This window comes from Butyrivibrio sp. AE2032, from assembly GCF_000702965.1.
On sequence record NZ_JNLF01000003.1, the window covers coordinates 1,678,811 to 1,700,223 of the forward strand.

A 21,413-nucleotide genomic window follows, 5' to 3' on the forward strand; every position below is an offset into this window, starting at 1 on the left:
GCAAGAAGGGGCACTAAACATGAGAATAATACTATTCGGTATGGGAAAGTATCTGGCCAACAGACAAAAAGATATTCGTGGTGAAGATGAAATTGTTGCCTATATGGACAATCGTGCATCTGAAATAGGAAGTATTTTGGGTAAGCCTGTAATTGCTCCAGAAGATATAAGTAACTATTCTTATGATGCAGTTCTTACGATGTCGGTTGATAGTTTTTGGATGAGAAAGCAATTGCTTGTTTTAGGTGTGCCAGCCGAGAAAATATGGAGTTTCGAAAAGTATCAAAAATATTCTCAAAAGCATAGTATACGAGTTGCTAATGAAATCGAGCATAAGAATTCTAAGAGCGTTCTTGTTGTCACAGATGGATTATTTCATAATGGTGGTGCCATAGCGGCATTTACTACATGCAAAGCGCTGATTGAGCATGGCTTTGAGACTTGGGTTTGTGCAGCATTTATTGATGGGAAAATGCTCGAAGAGTTTAAACAGGCAAAAATTGGTGTTGTGATAGATAAAGCTTTGCCCTATATCACCGAAGAAGAGTGTTTCTGGATGCGGCGCTTTGATGTGGTAATTGTCAATACTTTTCCTATGGTTAAATGCGCGGTTGAAATCGGTAAATTCTGTCCTGTAATTTTCTGGGTACATGAAATGAGTAGAGACGTTGCTATTTTTTATGAGCGCACACTTAATCGTTTCGAGGAGTATAGGGATCCCATGTTGATGATGAATTCTAAGTGTCAGGTATTCGCTGTAAGCAACATGGCAAGAAAGGCATTTGAAGAATACTATCCTGGACGAGTAGATGGTATTTTGACAATCGGTATGTTAGATGGGGCAGATGGAGAAATTCTGGTTCATAAAGATGCGCGAGAAAAAGTGGTGTTTGCCCAAGTTGGAGTGTGGGAACCATGGAAGGCGCAGCATCTTCTTATTGAGGCAGTAGAACAGATCCCTCAATCCAAGCTTGATAAGAGCCATTTCATGTTTATAGGTTCATCTTTAAAGAAAGAGTACGGGGAGAAGTTAATTGAAAGTATAAAGGAAGTGAATCACTTTTCTGTGTATGGGCCTATGGACAGAGAAGAGATTTTTGGGGCATACAAGAATGTAGATGTGATTGTATGTGCTTCCATCGAAGAAACCGTTTCGTTGGCGATAGTTGAGGGGATGATGCTAGGGAAAGTGTGTATAGCATCAGATAATACCGGAGTGGCAGAATACATGGAGGATGGGATTAATGGATTTTTGTTTGAGTCTGGTAATGTTGAGGCGTTAAGGAACAAGATAGAATATGTAATAGATCATTTTGAAGAAATGGGAAGCGTTAGAGCAAAAGCGAGAGAAACGTATGAAAAGGTATATAGCTACCAGATTTTTGCAAATAATCTAGTTAAGAGTGTGACTGAATGCTATGAAGGGTATAGATCTAGAATAGACTATGACTTCAGGAGTTTTTTAATCCAATTACCTATAGCTGAAAACAAGATCATGTTTGATTGTTTTGAGGGGGGCGGATTTGGGGACAATGGGAAGTATTTGGCCTTAGAACTGTTGAAAAAAGCTCCTGATTTAGATTTAGTGTGGAACGTTAAAAATGAGTTTGAAGCTTTTCCGACAGGCATTCGAAAAGTAATACGGTTCTCAAAAGAGTATTACGAGGAATTGTATTCAGCGAGAGTCTTGGTGTGTAATGACGGTACTTTCGAAGATGATCTGGTAAAGAAAGAAGGACAGTTTATTATAGATACCTGGCATGGGACAGGACCCTTTAAGAAGGTGTTTGCGTCCATAGAAAGTAAAAAGAATAATAAAAGCCATTTAGCATGGGTTAAGGATACATTTGGTAGAGCAGATGCCTTTGTTTCAAATTCGATGGACAATACGGATATGTATCAGAACAGTATGCTTTTCGACGGTGAAATCTGGGAGATAGGATATCCTAGAAATGATATTCTATTCGGTAACCAGCGCAAGGCTAATGGTGTTAAGGCTAAACTAAGCATAGATGTTGATATGAAGGTGGTTTTATATGTGCCAACATTTAGAGATGGAAAAAAATATGCGGGTTTAAGTTTAAATGAGATGAAGGACATTATGGATGCTTTGAGTGAAAGGTTTGGAGGACAGTTTGTTTTTCTTGTAAGAAATCATCATTCAATGGCAAGACCTGAATTACAAAATAGTGAGCATGAAACTATTATGGATGTTACGAACTATCCTGATGTTATGGAATTGCTCCTTATAGCGGATGCAATTATTTCGGATTATTCTTCTATTATTTGGGATGCTTCGTTGATGAAGAAACCTGTTTTTCTATATCAGCCTGATCTCGAAGAATATTGTTCGACTAGAGACTTTTACTTGTCTGTGGAAAAATGGCCGTATCCAAGTGCTGGTTCACTAAAACAGATGATAAAGAACATAAAGGATTTTGAGGGTGATTTATATAAGAAAAAGCTAGAGTCTTTCTTTGAGGACTATCCTTCGTATGATGATGGACATGCCAGTGAAAAACTGGCTGACAAGATACTTGATGTTATACGTCATTCTTAATGGCGTACAGACAGGTGAATGCTGATGAAAAAAAATGGAATCGTTATTGCCGGAACCGGTGAATATGCCATGGCTCTGTATGATCGCTACAAGTTAACTGATAGGAATGATGAGATAGCCTTCTTTCTGTCATCTTATTTAGATGGGAAGAAGAATATAGACGATAAATATGTATATACTATTGAAGAAAAGAAGGGCTATCTTAAGGGCAAAGACGTCATAATTGCCGAACCGTCAGAAAAGTCTGATCAAATAGTAGAAGCCCTTAAGACGGTTCATGTAGGGTCACTTACAACAATGACTGATGATGATTATTTAGATAACGATGTCATCGCTATAGAATTGTGCAAAAACTTACCTGTTCAGAGAAATAAAGTCGTATTTTATTGCTACAGTGGTAGAGGCTATTCTTGTAACTGCAAGTATATAGCAGAAAGCTTACTCAAAGAAGGTGGATTTGAGTTGGTGTGGGTAGTTGATAGAACCAACAGTAAAAGAGACGTAAGTGAAATACCTGATGGTATAAAGTGTGTTGAAATATACTCTGTTGAATATTATAAGGAAGTATGCTCCGCTGCTGTGGTGGTTTCCAACAAGAACGCATGTCCTAAGGTAGTAAAGAGACCGGAACAATATTATATAAACACTTGGTATGGAATTGGGCCGTTTAAAACATATGGAGTGGATGATAAGAGTATCAATCGAGATGCTGAAAAAATGATGCGCTTTTTATGTGAGCAGGATGTTTTTGATCTGAGAATTGCTGCTTCAAATTATTGTGCGTATGTGTATAGGCATTCGCTTAAATACCATGGCGAGATTCTTAAATGTGGTTATCCCAGAAATGATATTTTTTTTGGTGATACAGAGAAAAAGGAAATAATAAGAAAGAAACTGAAAATAAAAGATAATCAGAAAGTAGTCATGTATGCGCCAACTTTTAGAGGGGGTGCGTTTGCCAATGAAGATGCATATCGATACTACAATCTTAATATTATAGATGTGAAAAAGGCGCTCGAGGAGCGCTTTTCAAGTGAATTTGTTGTGCTATATAGATTGCACAAATCACTCAGACAGTTTGAATGGTATAAGAATAATTTTGGAATAGGAATGGATGTGGCTGATTATGTGGATTCCCAAGAATTGCTTGCGGTTACAGATGTCCTTATTACAGATTATTCCAGTATAATGTGGGATTTTTCTTTGACGGGCAAACCTGTTTTTCTTTATCAAAGTGATCTAGAAGAGTATTCATCTCGTAATGGTTTTTACTTGAATCCTTCAGAATGGCCATATCCAAAATCTCTTTCAAATGAACAGTTATGTAGTCAGATCATTGAATTTGAAGAAACTGTCTACGGGGAAAAACTACAGCAGTTTATGGATGAGTATGGGACTTTCGATGATGGAAATGCGAGTAGAAGAATTATAGATAGAATTAAGGATGTGTCCCAAAATCCGGAAAAGTATGGAAAACTTATCGTTCCCCAATATAATGTGCGGGATGAGTACTATATTCGTTGTACGGTACCAAAAGTTTCAATTATAGTGCCTGCATATAATGCAGAAAGGTACATAAAAAAATGTGTTGATAGTGTTTTGAGACAGACCCTAAGAGATATAGAGGTCATATGTGTTGATGATGGCTCTGTTGATTCAACTGCTTCTATTTTGGATGAACTGGCTCAAAAAGATTATAGAGTAAGGGTAATCCATAAAATAAATGAGGGATATGGAAAAGCTATAAACGTAGGCGTCGATAATGCCAGAGGTAAGTATATAGGTATTGTTGAAGCAGATGATACTGTGCTCCTTAATATGTACAAAAAGCTTTATGTAAGAGCGAGTAAGTATGAACTTGATCTGGTAAAAGCGCAGTGTTATCACTGCTGGGATAGTGTGGGATATAGATATACAAACCACGTGGTAAAGATGGAGCCTTATTATGAAAAGGTTCTTACCTCAGCAGACAGGAGTTTGTTCTTCCTTTTTTTTATGAATACATGGAGTGGAATATATCGAACTGATTTTTTAAAGAAGTATGGTATTAAACATAATGAAAGTCCAGGCGCTTCATTCCAGGATAATGGCTTTTGGATGCAGACTATGTCATTTGCTGAGAGAGCAATGTGGATTACTGATAATTTATATCTCTACCGCAGAGACAATGAAGGTTCATCAATCAATGGCCAAGGCAAGCCATATGCAATGCTAGAAGAGTACAAATGGGTTGAAGACTGTTTACGGAAAAAACATGTTCCTGAAAGTACAATTAGTATATGTCATTATTGGAGATTATATAGACATAGAGGGAACCTTCGTCGCATTTCAGATGGTCTGAAAAGAGAGTTTATGCCTGTGATAGTCAGTGAGTACAATGACTATTCTAAGGAACTCAAAATTGGTGAAGACGAGTCTATTGTGGAATGGTATAGAGGAGTTGTCACTTCTCCGCAAGAGTATTGTGAGAATATAATTGTGACTAAGAATCAGATTTGTCGGGATTTAGATAAGGTCCAAAATATCTATATATTTGCTGCATATTATTATCGACATATTATTAAACAGATACTAATAGGTATGGGGTTAAGCGACAAGCTAAAAGCTATCATACTAGATGGGGCTTTAGATGAGGACAGGATTGGCCTTACTCCGGTAAAGAATCTGTATGATATGGAGTTGGATTATGAAAATGCTGCAGTGATAGTGTATTATGATCGATCCATTTACGAAGGTGAAGTGGACAAGGTTAAAGCGTTAGGGTGTGTAAAAGTTATTGATGGTCATATACTAATGGATACTATTTATTCGTGCTGATTGAGGTTGGGAAGACTGATATGAGTTATTGTTTTATTCCATATAACGAAATGGTTGGGCTTTTAAACATAAAAGACGTAGAGGATACAAGAAATGTATATTCTGATTTCTTTTTAGACAGAAGAGCAGAGGTTGTTTATGTAGTGGACGATGACAGTCATTTGATAGGTGTTGTGACTCCGTCTAATTTAGACAGACTCTACTATAACGAGGTGAGCAGCCCGGTCGGAATAATCAATACGGATTTTTCTTTTTTACGAAAGTGTGATTTTGAGCAGGCGGCAGTATTTTTTAATAGATACAAAAAGTGCCATGAGATACCTGTCATAATGGACGATGTCTTGGAGGGAATTGTCTATGATGGGGAAGGGAAAAGCGAAAAAGAGTGGAAAGCTATAAATAGAGTGGTTTCTACCAGGCTTAGGATGGAAAGAGATATTGAATGGTATTGTAAGGAGATAAAAAGATTATCGGGTAGTTGGTATATGACAAATGTACTGATCTACGGTAACATGCGGGATTCTGAGGTGATAGATAAACTTGATGAAAAAGAAAAAGAAAGCCTTTTACAAAGAAAGGGATTAACCAACAGACAGATTTGTAACGAAGTTCTCAAAAACAGATGGAATGAACCGGGGTATTTTGATGCGCATGAGAAGATACGTCTAGTGTCTATAAAAGGCGCGATATTTCCAAGAAATCTTGAGTCGGAGTGTATTAATATAAGAAATAATCATCGAATCGTTCAAAATACGCCCTTGGATGCTAAGAGGCGTGTATTTATATTTGGACCTTGTAACGTGTTTGGTACATTTGTATCTGATGATCAAACGATAGAGACATATCTTCAGAACATATGCAACAAAAATGGATATTCGGATGTTGAAATAGTAAACTGTGGTCTTATGGGCCCCGAAAAAAGCTTGGATAGCATTTTTGTCTCGGACGTTAATGGCAGCGATATAATCATTATTCTTACTCCTGGATTTGACTGGGTATTTAAAGAAAACTTTCCAGAATCTTATCGAGGATGCCTTTCCGGGGTATATGACAATATTGATGTGCCTACGGAGCATTTCTTGGACAATGTTAGACATTGCGATGGAGTAGTTCATAGAAATGTTGCAGAGCGCATTTGGGAGGATCTGAAAATATCTCTGTCAAAGAATACGGGAGATCCAATAAAGCTATTCGGGGCTAATTATTTTATAGCGCCAGAGGTTAGGAGATACTTTGATGGATATATCGATGAGTTTTTTTGCGATTTTCACTGTGCTGGGAAAATTGGAGCTATTGTAATGAATTGCAATCCCTTCACTAGTGGCCATAGATATCTGGTGGAGTATGCATCTGGCAAAGTAGACCATCTGATAATCTTTGTTGTTGAGGAGGATAAATCATTTTTTACTTTTGAACAAAGATTTGAAATGGTTAAACTCGGAGTAGAAGATATTGACAATGTTACAGTTGTTCCTTCTGGAAGATATATTATTTCTAAGGAAACCTTTGCTCAGTACTTTGAGAAAGAAGTTGCTATAGATGTTGACGATATGGATTATGACATATATCTATTTGGTGACATGGTGGCAAGTAAACTGGGAATACGAACCAGATTTGTGGGGACTGAACCAACAGACATAGTAACCAATAGGTACAACGAGCGAATGGCACAGATATTGCCGACATTTGGCATTGATGTGGAAGTTTTAGAGCGAAAAATTGAAGATGGGCAAGTAGTCTCTGCTTCGCGTGTTAGAGAATGTTATAAAGAAGAGAAATGGCATGAAATAGAAATGTTATGTCCAAAATCTACGGTTGATTGTTTGAGAAAGATTAAGGATCAATAATATGAGTATTCGAGCAGTTGAAGAGACTTTCAGATTCATTCCATATGAAGAGTTGCGAGGAATACTACCCGTTGAAGATGTTGGCAATTCCTGTTGCATTTATGCTGATTTTTTTAAATACGCTAAAAGTGAAGTGGTCTATGTTGTTGATAAAGACAGGAGTCTATGCGGAATTGTTACTCCGACGGATTTAGTGCGTTTGTTTAACAATGAAAAGAGCTGCCCTAAGGAAGCAATAAATACCACGTATACTGCTTTAAATGACGTGGACTTTATTTCTGCAAAAGTTTTTTTGGAAGAGCGTAAGAAGTGTCATGAGTTACCAGTGGTTAGAGATGGTAAGTTGGTTGGGGTTATATCCGATGGGATTGGGAAAGACGATATTGAGTGGGCAGGAATAATAAAGGATGCGGAAAAAAGGGAGGAAAAAGAAAGACAAATCAGATGGTACTGCGATGCAATAAAGAAAAAGATGGGGCATTGGCAGTATACGAATTTGATGGTTTATGGTAATTTTCGTGGTGAAAAGCTGATAACGACTTTTTCAGATAAAGATAAAGAGGCTCTTAAGCAGAGAAAAGGACTAAAGAATAAACAGATATATAACGAGATATTCAAAGGGAAGTGGAATGGTCAGGACTTCTTTGACGATTATGAGCAAATCCGATTTATGGCTTCAAAAGGAGCTTTGTTTCCTAAAGACCTTAAGACGAATTGTATAAACATAACAAACAATCATCGTATAGTTTCCAATAAGCCAGATAGAACAGATCGACGCATTTTTATGTTTGGTCCTTGTAATGTATTTGGTGCGTATGTAGCGGATGATCAGACTATTGAAAATCAGCTTCAGGAGATTATCAACTTAAGCGGATATTCAAATGTGGAAGTTATTAATTGTGGACTCATGGGACCAGAAAAATGTATGGATAGCATTTTTGTATCCGGAGCGAATACTAGTGACGTTATCGTTATACTAACACCAGAACTAGACTGGGTTTTTAAAGACAGCTTTCCTGAATCATGGAGAGGATCTTTGTCATCTGTTTACGATAGTATTAGTGACCCTTCCGATCATTTTCTTGATAATGTCAGACATTGTGATGGTGTGGTCAACAAGGCAGTGGCGGAGCGGATTTGGAAAGATTTGGAAGAGGTGTTGGGTAGGCCTAAAGAATACCCAGTTACAACAATATTTGATGATAGTTATTTTATTCCGCTAGAAGTGCACAGATACTTTGAGAGATATATAGAGGAATATTTTGGAGATTTTCATTGTGATGATAAAGTCGGAGCCATTGTAATGAATTGCAATCCTTTTACCTATGGCCACAGATATCTGGTGGAGTATGCCTCTGGTAAAGTGGATCATCTTATAGTCTTTGTCGTGGAAGAGGATAAATCTTTTTTCACCTTTGAACAACGATTTGAAATGGCTAAACGTGGAGTTGAAGACATCAGCAATGTGATTGTAGTTCCATCTGGAAGGTACATCATTTCTAAGGAAACATTTGCCCAATATTTCGAGAAAGAGACTGCAATAGACGTAGAGAATATGGATTATGATCTTTATCTATTTGGAGACATAGTGGCGAGAGCGTTGGGCATAAGCATTAGATTTGTTGGGAGCGAGCCGACAGATAGAGTTACGAATAGGTACAATGAGAGAATGGCAGAAATATTACCTTCCTTTGGAGTCAGTGTGAAAATTATTGAAAGAAAAACAATGGATAATCAAATAATATCTGCTTCGCGTGTAAGAGAATTATATACAAGAGATAATTGGCAAGGAATTAGAAGGCTTTGTCCAGAATCAACTACTAAATATTTACAGAGAATAAAAGGGAACAAATAGAACTGTATAGTGAAAAAGATGAATAGAAACGACTCAATTTCAATTATTTCAAATAATTGCATAGGTGCTGATATTTCGAGAAAATGCGGACTAAGGTATAATAGCCCGACTGTGAATTTGCAAATATTACCTAGTGATTTTCCTGTTTTTGTTAACAACCTTAAATATTTTCTTTCGCTTGATGTGGTTGAAAGAGTATCTTTCTCAAGCGAAGAAAATGCGAAGATACAACGCACATACGGATGCCAAGCAGAAAAACTTGGGTTTCCGATTGGGGAAATAGATGGTTTACTTGTCTGTTTTCAACATTTCAAGTCATTTGCCGAAGCTAGGGAGGCTTGGAATAGAAGGAAAGAAAGAGTGAATTATGAAAACTTGGCGGTAGTTATGATTGAAAAAGAGAGGTTTATGAATGAGTTTATAGAATTTGATAAGGTATATGTGAAGAAAAAAATAGCGTTTACTATAAATTTTGAGATGAAACTTGCTAATACTTTTTCAATTCCTATTTATGTACCAGAGGGAAAGCATTTTTTGGATTGTATGGATGGTAATAAGTCATATTACGAAAAAGATTTTAGCCCTGAAGAATGGATTAATTCATAGGCGTAGTAGCAAAAATGGAGGGGGAAAGTATTTGGATTATTTCATGCAACAAGAGGTATCGAGAAGTGTATTCGATTAGTTAATTAACGATGCCACTTTGATGATTTAGATACATTTAATGATATAAGAGCATTAATTTGTTCCTTGACAACTTCATATCTGATTTTTGCTTTACACAATATCCGAGATGTGATATCCTTTCATCTGCTGACATATATCAGCACAGTTCAATTATTGCACTTTGGTTGCATCAGGATAGACATCCGGACATCTCGTCCAATTATTCCACAGTATTAAGATTCGCGTAGGTTTGTAGCAGTTGACAGTTCTTTATACTCTGAGATATTTCTTTTAACTATTAATCATTGTCCATCCTGGAGCACTAAGCGCAAGGGAAGGAGACGAATGGATAGTAGTAATGAAAAAAAGATGAAGAGGAAGGAGGAACGAGATGTTGCTTATCAGAACAAGGATATAACATCCAAAATTCTGGCGGAAGAGTTCAAGGGAAAGAGCTTTGCGGTATATGGTGTTGATATTCCCAAGATTGTTAGCGTTGAGCCAACAAATCTGCCTGCAATTGAAGCCAATGAGCTTCGAATGGATAATCTCTTTTTTCTGGAAGATGGATCTTATCTGCTAGTGGATTATGAAAGTGTCTATGATGAAGCTAACAAGATCAAGTATCTTGGATACGTTGTCCGGGTTTCTCAAAGGCTGTATAATAAGCTTAAGAGATACCCAAGGATAAGGATGCTGGTTATTTATACTGCTGATGTTAAGAAAGGCAGTACTGATCCGGTAATGGATGTTGGAAGTAACCGGTTTGTGATAGAGGAAGCTTTCTTGTCAGAGATTGACGGTAAGAAAGTGTGGAAGAAGGTTTCTGGTGCTATAAATTGCGGAAGGAAACTGGATTCAACAGAAGTGATGGAACTTATCATATATCCTCTAACTTTTGCCAAGATGGAAGACAAGCAGAAAGCTGTTGGTGATGTGATATCTTTGGTAAACGGGGTGGATGATGAAAAGACCAAAAGATTTATTTTAAAATGCCTTTTGGTCTTCGCCGATAAGATAATCAAGGATGAAGACTCGAAAAGGATTAAGGAGGTATTTATGATTCGTTATTCAGAGATTGAGACGACTTTGCTAAAGGACGCGAGAGAAGAGAGCGCAAAAGAGATAGCAAGAAATATGCTTAAAGATGGAGATAGTACAGAAAAAGTTGAAAGAATTACAGGACTTTCAAAAGAAATAGTAAATGAGCTTTTGAATGAAATGACTGTAATTCCGGTTGAATAATAAATAGCTTACCCAATCCCAATGTAGAGCAAAGATGAGATATGAAGTTGCGCAGCATTGGGATTTTTTGATTTCTGGAGATAAAAACCATGGCGAACTCATTACAGGAAAAGGAATTACAAAAAGGACTTGTGGCCTGGTACGATTTCAGGTCAGGGACAAAGGTGCTGTATATCGGAGGCGAAGAGGATCCGATAGCTGAGTACCTGATGAGCCAGAGTGTGTGCATTATGGATGAGGACGGAAGGCAGATTGGTAAGAATCTGTCTGTTAGTGTTGTCCCACTTGCTCATGCAATCAGTAGTGAATTCTGTGAGAGTAATAAGGCTGGCTTTGATTATATTATTTCTATTGAGGGTCTAGAGCTGGAGGCTGACATTGCCAGTGCACTTACGTCGCTGAGATCTCTTTTGACCCCTGAAGGTATTCTACTGCTTGGAATGAATAACCGCATGGGAATCCGCTATTTTTGTGGTGACAGAGATAAGTATACTGACAGAAATTTTGACGGCGTAGAGAATTACAGGCGTGCTTACATGAAGAAGGAAGACGTCTTTAGGGGACGGATGTATGCCAAGTTTGAAATGGAGGAAATGCTGGATTCTGCCGGCTTTGGGAATGGCAAGTTCTATTCTGTTCTCAATAACCTTCAGGAGCCTAACCATCTGATTGCCTTTGGATATGTTCCAAATGAAGATCTGGCAAACCGTCTCTATCCTTCTTATTATTATCCGAATACAGTATTCCTTGAGGAGGAAACCCTATATAAATCGCTGTTTGCCAATGGAATGTTCCATGAAATGGCAAATGCTTATATGGTGGAAGTTCCAGCTTTTGAGGGAACTGAGCTTTTGGATTATCTTGAAATTACCGTTACCATGGAAAGAAACCGTAAGGATGCCATGGCAACGATTATCCGCGAGAACAAAACCGTACTAAAAAAGAACATGTATCCTGAGGGAAGAGAGCGCTTTGAAGATATGCTTGAGTATGCTTCTGACCTTAGGGCTCATGGACTAAAGGTCATTGACATGGAACTTACAGAGAGTGGATTGTCAATGCCATATATAGATGCTCCTACAGGACAGCTTTATTTAAAAGAGCTGATGCAAAAGGATAAAGATAAGTTTTACGATGCTTTTGATCATTTCATTGAACTGGTAAGAAAGTCATCGGATGTAATCAGTGGAACTGACGATTCGGATCTTGGAGAGATATATTGCTACGGATATCCGGATCTGGTACCACTTAACAGTTTCTATATTGATGGCGACTTTGTTTTCTTTGATCAGGAATTCAGGAAAGAGCGCTACTCAATCTATGCTGTCGAGGCCAGATGTGTGACAACGTTGTATTTTGGCAACGGCGCATTGGATAAGATTGTGTCAAAAGAATCTCTATATGACCGGTATGGACTGCTTGGACATATTAAGGACTGGCAGCGAATGGAATGGAAATTCCTTTCTCCGCTTCGCAATGAGGGGGCTTTGGGAGAACTTCACAGGAAGACCAGAAGAAATGCCAATATTGTTAACTCCAACAGACAGCGAATGAATTACCCAGAGGAGGATTATTATAAGCTTTTCGTGAATATATTTGAGCACTGTGATACCAGGAAGCTTATCCTCTTTGGCTCAGGACAGTTTGCCGACAGGTTCATGACTCTTTATTCTGAGGATTATCCCGTTTATGCAGTACTGGACAATCAGGAGAAGAGGTGGGGGAAGAAACTCCATGACGTGGAAATTCAGTCGCCGGAACTGCTTCGTAAGCTGTCTATTGGTGAGTATAAGGTGCTGATCTGTATAAAAAATTATGTTTCAGTTATCAAGCAGCTTGAAGAAATGGGAGTAAAGGAGTACAGCGTGTATGATCCCGCCAGATCTTACCCCAGAAAGAGAAAGCCAACTTTTGGAGAAGTTGAGACTCTGCCTCCACATGATCCAAAGAAGAAGTATCATGTTGGATATATTTCCGGTGTGTTTGATCTGTACCATGTGGGCCATCTGAATCTTTTTAAGAACGCCAAAGAACTGTGCGACTATCTCATAGTTGGAGTAGTGTCGGACAAGGGCGTTATAAAGCACAAGGGTGTAAGCCCATTTGTTCCTTTTGAGGAAAGGGCGGAACTGGTGCGCTCCTGCAGATATGTGGATGAGGTGGTGGAGATACCTTTAGACCTTAATGGTCCCAAGGAGGCATATTCCCTTTACCATTTTGATGTCCAGTTTTCGGGGAGTGATTATATCAATTCCGATTACTGGCTTAATGCGCAGGAGTATTTAAGACAACGGGGATCGGATCTATATTTCTTTCCATATACAAAGAGTACTAATTCTACGAATATTAAAGCACTTATTGAAAAGAAACTTATTGACGATTAAACACTTCTAAGGAGGCCATTATGTCTACCATAGCGATCATAGTTGCCGGAGGAGCCGGCAGTAGAATGGGGCAGGATATTCCTAAGCAGTTCATTAATGTTTATGACAAACCGATCCTGATCTATACCCTTGAAGGCTTTCAGAGACATCCTCAGATAGATGCCATAATGGTTGTGTGCCTTGATGGGTGGCACGATGTTGTGTGGGCATATTCGAAACAGTTCAACATAGACAAGCTCAAATGGGTTGTAAATGGTGGCCAGACGGGGCAGGAGTCCATCAGAAATGGTGTTTACGCTCTGGAAGGAGAGGCTAAGGATGACGATATAGTTGTTGTGCATGACGGAATCAGGCCTCTCGTGGATGAGTCAGTTCTTACAGATGTCATAATGACCTGCCAGAAGTATGGGAATGCAGTTACTTCTCTGCCATATAATGAGCAGATTTTCGTGGTTAATGAGGAAGACCCCACAACCACCAAGCAGTTCATTCCAAGAGAGACCTTAAGAAGAGTTTCAACTCCACAGGCGTATGAATTTGGGCTTCTTGATGAAAAGTACCATGAGGCTTATGTGAAGCAGATTGGTATATTTGGGTCAGCCTACACCAACACAATGATGGTAGATCTTGGGGTGACACTTCACTTTGCAGCGGGATCAGACAAGAATATTAAGCTGACAACAAAGGATGACCTCGAGATGTTCAAGGCATATCTTAAACAGGATAAGGATAACTGGCTTAAATAAGCTTTTGGGGGACTAGATGGGATCAATCATTGATAATTCACTTTATCTTGAAGATGTAAAGTATGTTGCGAACTTGGACCTTCCGTGGGATAAGCTTAAGGATAAGAGTGTTCTTTTGTCGGGCGCCACAGGACTTATAGGAAGTTTCCTGGTTGATGTTATTATGCTGAGAAACAGAGAATACGGCATGAACACTCGCATTGTGGCACTTGGCCGGAAGGAAGAGACTGTAAGGGAGAGATTTCCGTATTGTTTTGATGAAGAGTGGTTTGAATTTATAAAACAGGATTTGAATGAACCAGTTGTGCTTTCTGATCAGATGAAGGCTTCTTTTGTGCTTCATCTTGCAAGCAATACACATCCGCTGCAATATTCTACAGATCCCATAGGGACCATCATGACTAATGTCATAGGCACGAAGAGCATGTTGGACGTTGCTGTTTCTTGTGGTGCAGAGAGATTTCTTTTGGCATCTTCTAATGAAATCTATGGCGAAAACCGCGGAGATGTAGAGCTGTTTTATGAAAGCTATTGTGGATATATAGATTGTAACACCTTAAGAGCTGGATATCCGGAGGGCAAAAGATGTGCGGAGGCTCTATGCCAAGCTTACATCAGTGCTAAGGGGCTTGACGCTGTGATTGCAAGACTTACAAGGTCCTATGGCCCAACTATGAAGATGACTGATTCAAAAGCTCTATCCCAGTTTATTAAAAAAGGGCTTGATGGTGAGGACATTGTTCTTAAATCTGAAGGCACTCAGTACTATTCATATAGCTATGTTGCGGATTCTGTAAGTGGTCTTCTGACAGTTCTTTTAAAGGGGGAGACAGGTGGTGCCTACAATATCGCAGATGAAAAGTCTGATGTAAGGCTTAAAGAGCTGGCAGGAGCTATAGCGCAGCATGTTGGAAAGGAAGTTATTTTTGAACTTCCGGATGCTGTGGAAGCAGCCGGATATAGCAAAGCTACCAAGGCCAGGCTTGATGGAAGTAAGTTAAAGACTCTTGGTTGGAGCATGAAGTACGATATTATTGAGGGCATTGCCAGGACCATGGAGATTCTTAGAGGCTGATGATTGATTTGAGCCCGAGTGGAAGATAAATGTAACTTAACAGTACCTTGACAACTTCATATCTGATTTTTGCTTTACATGAAACCTGTGATGTGCTATCTTATTACTCGCTGACATATCTGTTAGCAATTCAAATATTGCATTGCTATGCATCGGGATAGACATCCGGACAATTCGCCCAGACATTCCACAGTTTGAAGATTTTTAGACAGTATTGAAAAGCAATTCATGTTCTTTTTATTTCTGAGATATTTCTTTTAACTCAATTGTCATTGTGTCCCTGTGTATACAATGCGGGGAAGGAGAAAGATGGCAGAGGAGAAAAAGAAGACTGCAGGAAAGGAGGGGCAGGAGATTTCGTATCAGAATAAGGACATAACTTCTAAACTTTTGGCGGAAAAGTTCAAGGGCAAGAGTTTTGCGGTATACGGTGTTGATTTACCAGCTATTGTGAGCGTAGAGCCTACAAATCTGCCGGCAATTGAGGCTAACGAGCTTCGGATGGACAATATCTTTTTACTTGAGGATGGGTCTTATCTTCTGGTGGACTATGAGAGTAAATACGATGAAGCCAATAAGGTCAAGTATTTGGGCTACATTGTGCGCGTGTCTCAGAGATTGTATAATGAGTATAGAAGATATCCTCAGATAAGGATGCTGGTTATTTATACGGCGGATGTCAAGAGGGGTTATACTAGCTCTGTGATGGATATTGGGAGTAACCGATTTGAGATTACGGAAGCGTTCCTTTCAGAGATTAACACAGACGAAGTTTGGACCAGAATCACTAGCAAGGTTCAACAAGGTCAATCTCCGGATTCGAAGGAGATGATGGAGCTTATCGTATATCCATTGGCATTTGAATCGAGAGATGAGAAACAAAATGCTATTGGTAAAGTGATTGGTCTTGTCGGAATGATCAAAGAAGATGACGTTAAGCGGTTTGTGTTGAAATGTTTACTTGTCTTTACTGATAAGATAATTTTGGACGAGGACGCGAAGAGAATTGAGGAGGCGCTTATGGTTACAAAGGTAGAAAAACTTATGTACGAAAAAGAAGCTGTCAGGATTGCAAAGAATCTTTTGGAAGATGGTTTTGATGTTGAAAGAGTGGTTAAGAATACCGGACTTCCAATAGAAACCATAACTGAATTATACAAAAACATCGCAAAAGAAAAGCAGCTTATGAAAAACTAAATATTTGAATTGAAGTCCCAATGCAAAGCAAAAATGAGATATGAAGTTGCAAAGCATTGGGACTTTTTATGGATGGAGATAAGTGCTTGACTGATAAAAACTACAAGTGGATATACACCTATGACTACGCGCCGGACTCCGTATGGGAGCCTTGGAGGGAAAGTGACGAAGAGCCGGAATGGATACGCGAAGAGGCTGTTGCAGTTGCAGCGAGAGTGACTAAGATCCGTAAAGAGATGCTTCAGGACCGGGCTGGTGATAAGGCATGCGGAGAGGGCAGCGGGCCGTTGGCGTTAGGACTTCTTGCAGACTCTCATTTTGTTTACAATGGCACGTGGCAGGATACGGTTGCTAGTTTGCGAGCAGTGAAAAAGGAGCTTCGTGAGCGCAGGGGAGAAGTGGCGCCAGATGGTATAACGCTTGATGGAATCATCCACCTTGGGGATCTTTCAGATGGACTGTTACCACTAGAGAAGACTAAGGCGATTGAGTTGGGATGTATTAGTGACCTTGAGGAGTTGGAGGTTCCGGTTTATATAACTCCGGGGAATCATGATTATAACTATTTTCACGGTAATCCTGAGGTGAAGTATCCGGACAGACCTCAATACTACGTTGATTATCCTGAACACGGGCTGAGAATGATATTTATTGATTCTTTTGATCCAAGAGAATCCGTGAGGTACGGATTTACCAACTATTGCATTCACTGGCTAGATGCATGCTTGAGACAGATGCCTGAAAACTATGTGGCAGTTGTTTTCTCTCATGTTACGCCTCTTGTAAGGCTACAGGCATGGGCTAAGGACATCAGGAACAGAAATGGACTTATTGAAGTTTTGGATAAATATGCGGATAAGATTTTGGCCTTTATCAATGGTCACAATCACTGCGATCACATATTTAATGATCTTAAGAATGGTAAGTTCCCAATAATCTCCATTAATTGTGCCAAGTGCGAGTATTTCGTTGATCACAAGCCGGAAGGAGCAGTTGTGCCAGAGCGAAGACTTGGAGACAGAACTCAGGAGAGTTTTGACATAATGCAGGTAGATGCTGTGAGCAGGAAGATCTTTTTTACCAGATTTGGTGCCGGAAGTGATCGGATAGTTGAAAATGGTAAGGGACGATATATTTGACTTCAATATAGAAAGGCGGAGACAAACATGCTTGATAATGTGACAAAGCTTAGGATTATTGAACTTGAGCTGATCAAGGAATTTAAGAGGGTGTGTGAAGAGCATGACCTAAAGTGGTATGCATTTCTTGGGACACTCCTTGGAACAGTCAGATATGAAGGGTTCCTTCCCTGGGATGACGACGTTGATATAGCAATGCCAGTTGCCGATTACAAAGAGCTTTGCCTTAATAAGGAATGGTTTGGAGAAGATTTTTATCTACAGACGCCTTTAGATGAGGGGCTTATACACTATGCCAAGCTCCACAAGAACGGTACTACGGCGTTTAAAAATAGGCTTCTGGATTCCCTTCGCGAGGGTGGACACCATGGCATCTCCATCGACATAATCCCTCTTTCAGAGGTTCCGGGATCAGGAACCTGTTGGACACCTACGCTTTCTTCTTGCAAGAGAAAAGCAGTGTATTTAAATGAATGGTTTGAGCCTGCTGCTACAGCTATGTTTGAGGATGTTGAGGTCAGAATTCCCAATAAGCCAAGAAAGGTTCTGACTGAAGTTTATGAAGAATGGGCATGGCCGGTGGGTGCTCAGAGGTGTGAACCAAGGCACTGGTTTTTTGATACGGAAACGGATTACAGTGTTTATGTAAAAAAATATACAGGTATGCTTGAGGATATCGAGGGTAAAAAGATATTTCTTTTCGGCGCTGCAGATTCTCTTCGTATCTGGCTTGAGAGATTTGACAGAAAAAGCCAAGTGGTGTGTGCCTTCGATAACTCTCCTTCTAAGTGGGGGAAGAAGTGCTACGACGTTGAAGTTAGAAACCCTGCAGATTTACCGGGACTCCTCGATGAGAACAGTAGGGTGATAATTGTTAGCATTTGGTATCAGGAGATAGGCAGGCAGCTTGAGAAGATGGGCATTACTGATTACTATGTTTACCTTGATTTCTATATGGATGAAAAGGTGGGCAATAAGGTTGAACGCCGGGAGGAGTTAAAGGGCGGAAAGACTACTATTCCAAAATGGGAGTTCTAGGAGATGGCGGCTAAGAAGGTAGTAACTTTTGGACTTAGATATAAGGATTTTAGTAGGCAGAGAAATCTCTTTGCCCTTAGGAATAATAGTGAGATAGAGATTGTTGCTGAGATTGCATATGATGATTCGGACGAGGAAATCTTCTTTAAGAGAACTTCTATAGAAGAAGGACTGGCGATTCCTCACGATTATGTTATAGTCTGTGGACCTGGCCCTTCGATGGTAAAGGGTTCGGTTGAAGAGGTTGCACAGTGGCTATCTGATAATGGATTCTCTGAGGAAGTATCTAAGGTGACGAATGTCACAAATCTTACAATGGCTCATTTTGAGCAGATTCAGACTCATCAGCTTCAGGTGTTAAAAGAGCTTGTGACTGCTTCTGACGCGCAGATACATGACAGGAACTGGCTTGGGGAGAGGATTTATTCCTATGGCATAAATCCGTTCTTCAAACTTGCTAAGGATCCTGAACCGGGCGTCACCTGGAGCACCTGTGGTATCCTTCAGGTTCCTTCTGAGTTTCTTGATTTGTGTCTGTACCTTTCTGATGACAGGTGGAAGGGCAGGATTGATAACGCTATTGAAGTTGGGGTTTGGCGTGGAGCGAGTTCATACATTCTAGCTGCAATTCTTTACCGTGGCAATCCCCAAATGACTTATAACATGGTGGACATTTATGATGGTCTGGTGCACTTTGATGCGGTAAAAGAGATCGTACCGAGCCTCAAAAAGTGCATTCCAAATACATCTGCAGATTTCGCCGAAAGGTCTTTTGACTTCTGTTTCATAGATGCGGATCATTCTTATGATGGTATGATGGGCGACTACATGAATGTAGGGCGTTACGCTTCAAAAATACTTGTTTTCCATGATATATTCGGTCACGAGTACGACCACTTAAATGGCGGAACTGTCCGCGGGTGGCAGGAAATAAAAGAACTGGAGAAGGATAACAAGATCACGGAGTTTACAAAATATCCGGATTTCTGGATGGGACTAGGAGTCGTGGAGAAACAATGAAACTTGGCATAATCGGAACAGGACGAATTGCAAAGCGTGCAATCAAAGAGCTGGCCTTTGTTGACGGGATTGATGCTGTTGCGGTATATAATCCCAACTATGACCATGCCTTAGAGTTTGTCACAAAGCAGAAGGAATTGGCTGGTGAGTCGGGAATGACGAGGCTTGACGAACTTAAGGCTATGCCCGGTCTTGATGCATTTATGGATGTTGTGGATGCGGCTTATATTGCTACGCCTCACGGAACGCACCACGATTATGCTCGGAGGATGTTACAGTCCGGAAAGCATGTGCTTTGCGAGAAGCCCATGGTTTTTGATCCTGCCCAGGCAAAAGAGCTTTATGATCTGGCTCAGAATGTGGACACAGTCCTAATGGAAGCAATTAAAACAGCATATTGCCCAGGTTTTATGAAGCTTGAAGAAGTGGTTGAGAGCGGAGTAATCGGGAATGTTGTGGATGTGGAAGCAGCATTTACCAGGCTTACCTCTCCGGGCTGCAGAGAATTTGATCAGGCTGCTCATGGCGGCGCGTTTACAGAATTTGGAACTTATACCATGTTACCGATATTCAGGTTTCTGGGAGTTGATTATGATGATGTTAGATTCCAGAGTGTCATGACAGAAACCGGAGTTGACGGATATACTAAGGCGACGTTTGGCTTCGGGGCATCGGAGCCTAGGCTGAAACACGCACAATCATCCAGTATTTGCGCGACTGCAACTGCAAAAACAGGTCTTACCGTTAAAAGCGAAGGACAGCTCCTTATATCCGGAACAAAGGGTTACATTCTTGTGCCTTCCCCCTGGTGGCTGACACGGCATTTCGAAGTTCGTTTTGAAGATCCATCTCATGTTGACAGCTACGATTTTGAATTTGAGGGTGACGGCCTTCGCTATGAATTCAGAGAATTCGTTCGTCGTGTCGATGAATGTCGGTCTTCAAAAGTTCTTTTCCAAGATCAAAAGCTCTTTTATCAAAAAGAACGCGATGAGGCGATCGCCAGAGCTGAGGTGTTTGGGAAGATGATGGAACATGAGTGCTAAAACGGTCAAAGATACTGTTTTTGGACACAAATCCGTATTATCCAGTTTATCCCCAAAAATCTCAAAAAAGGAATTGATGTTTTTAGCTTTTTTATAATATTGAAATGATAAAAAAGAGATTTTTTTGGAGTATAAATACATATAGAAATCAGTATTTATCTAGACAGTAGCAAGTGTTCTTATTTTGGCTGAACTAAGCTTTGTGACTCATTTTATCATGTCTATAAAACCTTCTATTCAAAGCGGGTAAACCCTGGTATCATCATTCAAACAAGGAGGATAAAGATTATGAATGATGAGAAAATGTATAGATATATAAGTTTTTCAGGGTTTTTGAACATTATTATTAGACATATCGAGCTGTTTAAGAACCCTACTTCGTGGGAAGACACATACGAAGGAGCTGTTTATAGGGCTTTAGAAAATAAGGGAACGCGTAGAGATCAAGTTAGATGGCTTTATCGTGATGTTTTTGGCGAAGATGCTCTTAGTGCAATTGGAGGTATTACGAGGCTTATAGGAGGCTATACGTCTAGCTATGCACAGTGTTGGAGTAGTGAGTCCAATGGTTATACGCAATGGAAATTATATTCACAAAAAGAGGAAACAATTCGCATTTCATCGAATGCGTCTAGGATTACACAGCTTTTAAGAGTAAGCGCAAAATAATCCGCCGGGTTGCGCTCCCGGACAACTTATGTTAATCGGGTACAAGGGCTTTTGCCCATAAAATATACCCCAGCCTCTTGCGAAGCTGGAGCACCTTGACAATTCACAT

15 protein-coding genes are annotated in these 21,413 nt (G+C 39.8%); all 15 read left to right on the forward strand.

What is annotated here, in order from left to right; genetic code table 11:
* Positions 1-19 precede the first annotated feature (19 nt).
* The 15 genes from BO18_RS32600 (at position 20) to BO18_RS09525 (ending at position 21,304) form a co-directional block, all read left to right on the forward strand.
* Positions 20-2,560, forward strand: coding sequence for a CDP-glycerol glycerophosphotransferase family protein (locus tag BO18_RS32600; protein ID WP_051688613.1), 2,541 nt, complete (start codon positions 20-22; stop codon positions 2,558-2,560).
* Between the two features lie 24 nt (positions 2,561-2,584).
* On the forward strand, positions 2,585-5,377 hold the full coding sequence (locus BO18_RS32605) for a CDP-glycerol glycerophosphotransferase family protein (RefSeq protein WP_051688614.1): 2,793 nt from the start codon (positions 2,585-2,587) through the stop codon (positions 5,375-5,377).
* 20 nt (positions 5,378-5,397) lie between these two features.
* A complete protein-coding gene (locus BO18_RS32610; protein WP_051688615.1) occupies positions 5,398-7,224 on the forward strand; it encodes an adenylyltransferase/cytidyltransferase family protein in 1,827 nt (608 codons plus the stop codon).
* A 1-nt stretch (position 7,225) separates the two neighbouring features.
* Entirely contained in the window at positions 7,226-9,079 is a 1,854-nt protein-coding gene (locus BO18_RS32615) for an adenylyltransferase/cytidyltransferase family protein (protein ID WP_051688616.1), read from the forward strand.
* An 18-nt stretch (positions 9,080-9,097) separates the two neighbouring features.
* Positions 9,098-9,685, forward strand: a complete 588-nt coding sequence (locus BO18_RS09475; protein WP_034445659.1) for a DUF1919 domain-containing protein — start codon at positions 9,098-9,100, stop codon at positions 9,683-9,685.
* Between the two features lie 405 nt (positions 9,686-10,090).
* The gene (locus BO18_RS09480) at positions 10,091-10,990 is read left to right on the forward strand and encodes a hypothetical protein (RefSeq protein WP_185752388.1); all 900 of its coding nucleotides are present in this window, start codon (positions 10,091-10,093) and stop codon (positions 10,988-10,990) included.
* An 89-nt stretch (positions 10,991-11,079) separates the two neighbouring features.
* Positions 11,080-13,374 carry an adenylyltransferase/cytidyltransferase family protein gene (locus BO18_RS35585; RefSeq protein ID WP_242856539.1) on the forward strand — a complete coding sequence of 765 codons (2,295 nt, stop codon included), beginning with the start codon at positions 11,080-11,082 and terminating at the stop codon, positions 13,372-13,374.
* 20 nt (positions 13,375-13,394) lie between these two features.
* Positions 13,395-14,120 carry an IspD/TarI family cytidylyltransferase gene (locus BO18_RS09490; protein WP_034445661.1) on the forward strand — a complete coding sequence of 242 codons (726 nt, stop codon included), beginning with the start codon at positions 13,395-13,397 and terminating at the stop codon, positions 14,118-14,120.
* A gap of 16 nt (positions 14,121-14,136) precedes the next feature.
* Positions 14,137-15,195: an NAD-dependent epimerase/dehydratase family protein gene (locus BO18_RS09495; protein WP_034445663.1), complete on the forward strand. Its 1,059-nt coding sequence runs from the start codon at positions 14,137-14,139 to the stop codon at positions 15,193-15,195.
* A gap of 309 nt (positions 15,196-15,504) precedes the next feature.
* A complete protein-coding gene (locus BO18_RS09500) occupies positions 15,505-16,392 on the forward strand; it encodes a hypothetical protein (RefSeq protein WP_051688618.1) in 888 nt (295 codons plus the stop codon).
* 68 nt (positions 16,393-16,460) lie between these two features.
* Positions 16,461-17,531, forward strand: coding sequence for a metallophosphoesterase family protein (locus BO18_RS09505; protein ID WP_081860975.1), 1,071 nt, complete (start codon positions 16,461-16,463; stop codon positions 17,529-17,531).
* A gap of 27 nt (positions 17,532-17,558) precedes the next feature.
* On the forward strand, positions 17,559-18,569 hold the full coding sequence (locus tag BO18_RS32620) for a LicD family protein (RefSeq protein WP_051688619.1): 1,011 nt from the start codon (positions 17,559-17,561) through the stop codon (positions 18,567-18,569).
* A gap of 3 nt (positions 18,570-18,572) precedes the next feature.
* Positions 18,573-19,589, forward strand: a complete 1,017-nt coding sequence (locus tag BO18_RS09515) for a class I SAM-dependent methyltransferase (protein ID WP_034445667.1) — start codon at positions 18,573-18,575, stop codon at positions 19,587-19,589.
* Positions 19,586-20,635 carry a Gfo/Idh/MocA family protein gene (locus tag BO18_RS09520; RefSeq protein ID WP_051688620.1) on the forward strand — a complete coding sequence of 350 codons (1,050 nt, stop codon included), beginning with the start codon at positions 19,586-19,588 and terminating at the stop codon, positions 20,633-20,635. The genes BO18_RS09515 and BO18_RS09520 overlap by 4 nt, the downstream gene beginning before the upstream one ends.
* Positions 20,636-20,923: 288 nt before the next feature.
* Positions 20,924-21,304, forward strand: a complete 381-nt coding sequence (locus BO18_RS09525) for a hypothetical protein (protein ID WP_034445669.1) — start codon at positions 20,924-20,926, stop codon at positions 21,302-21,304.
* Positions 21,305-21,413 lie beyond the last annotated feature (109 nt).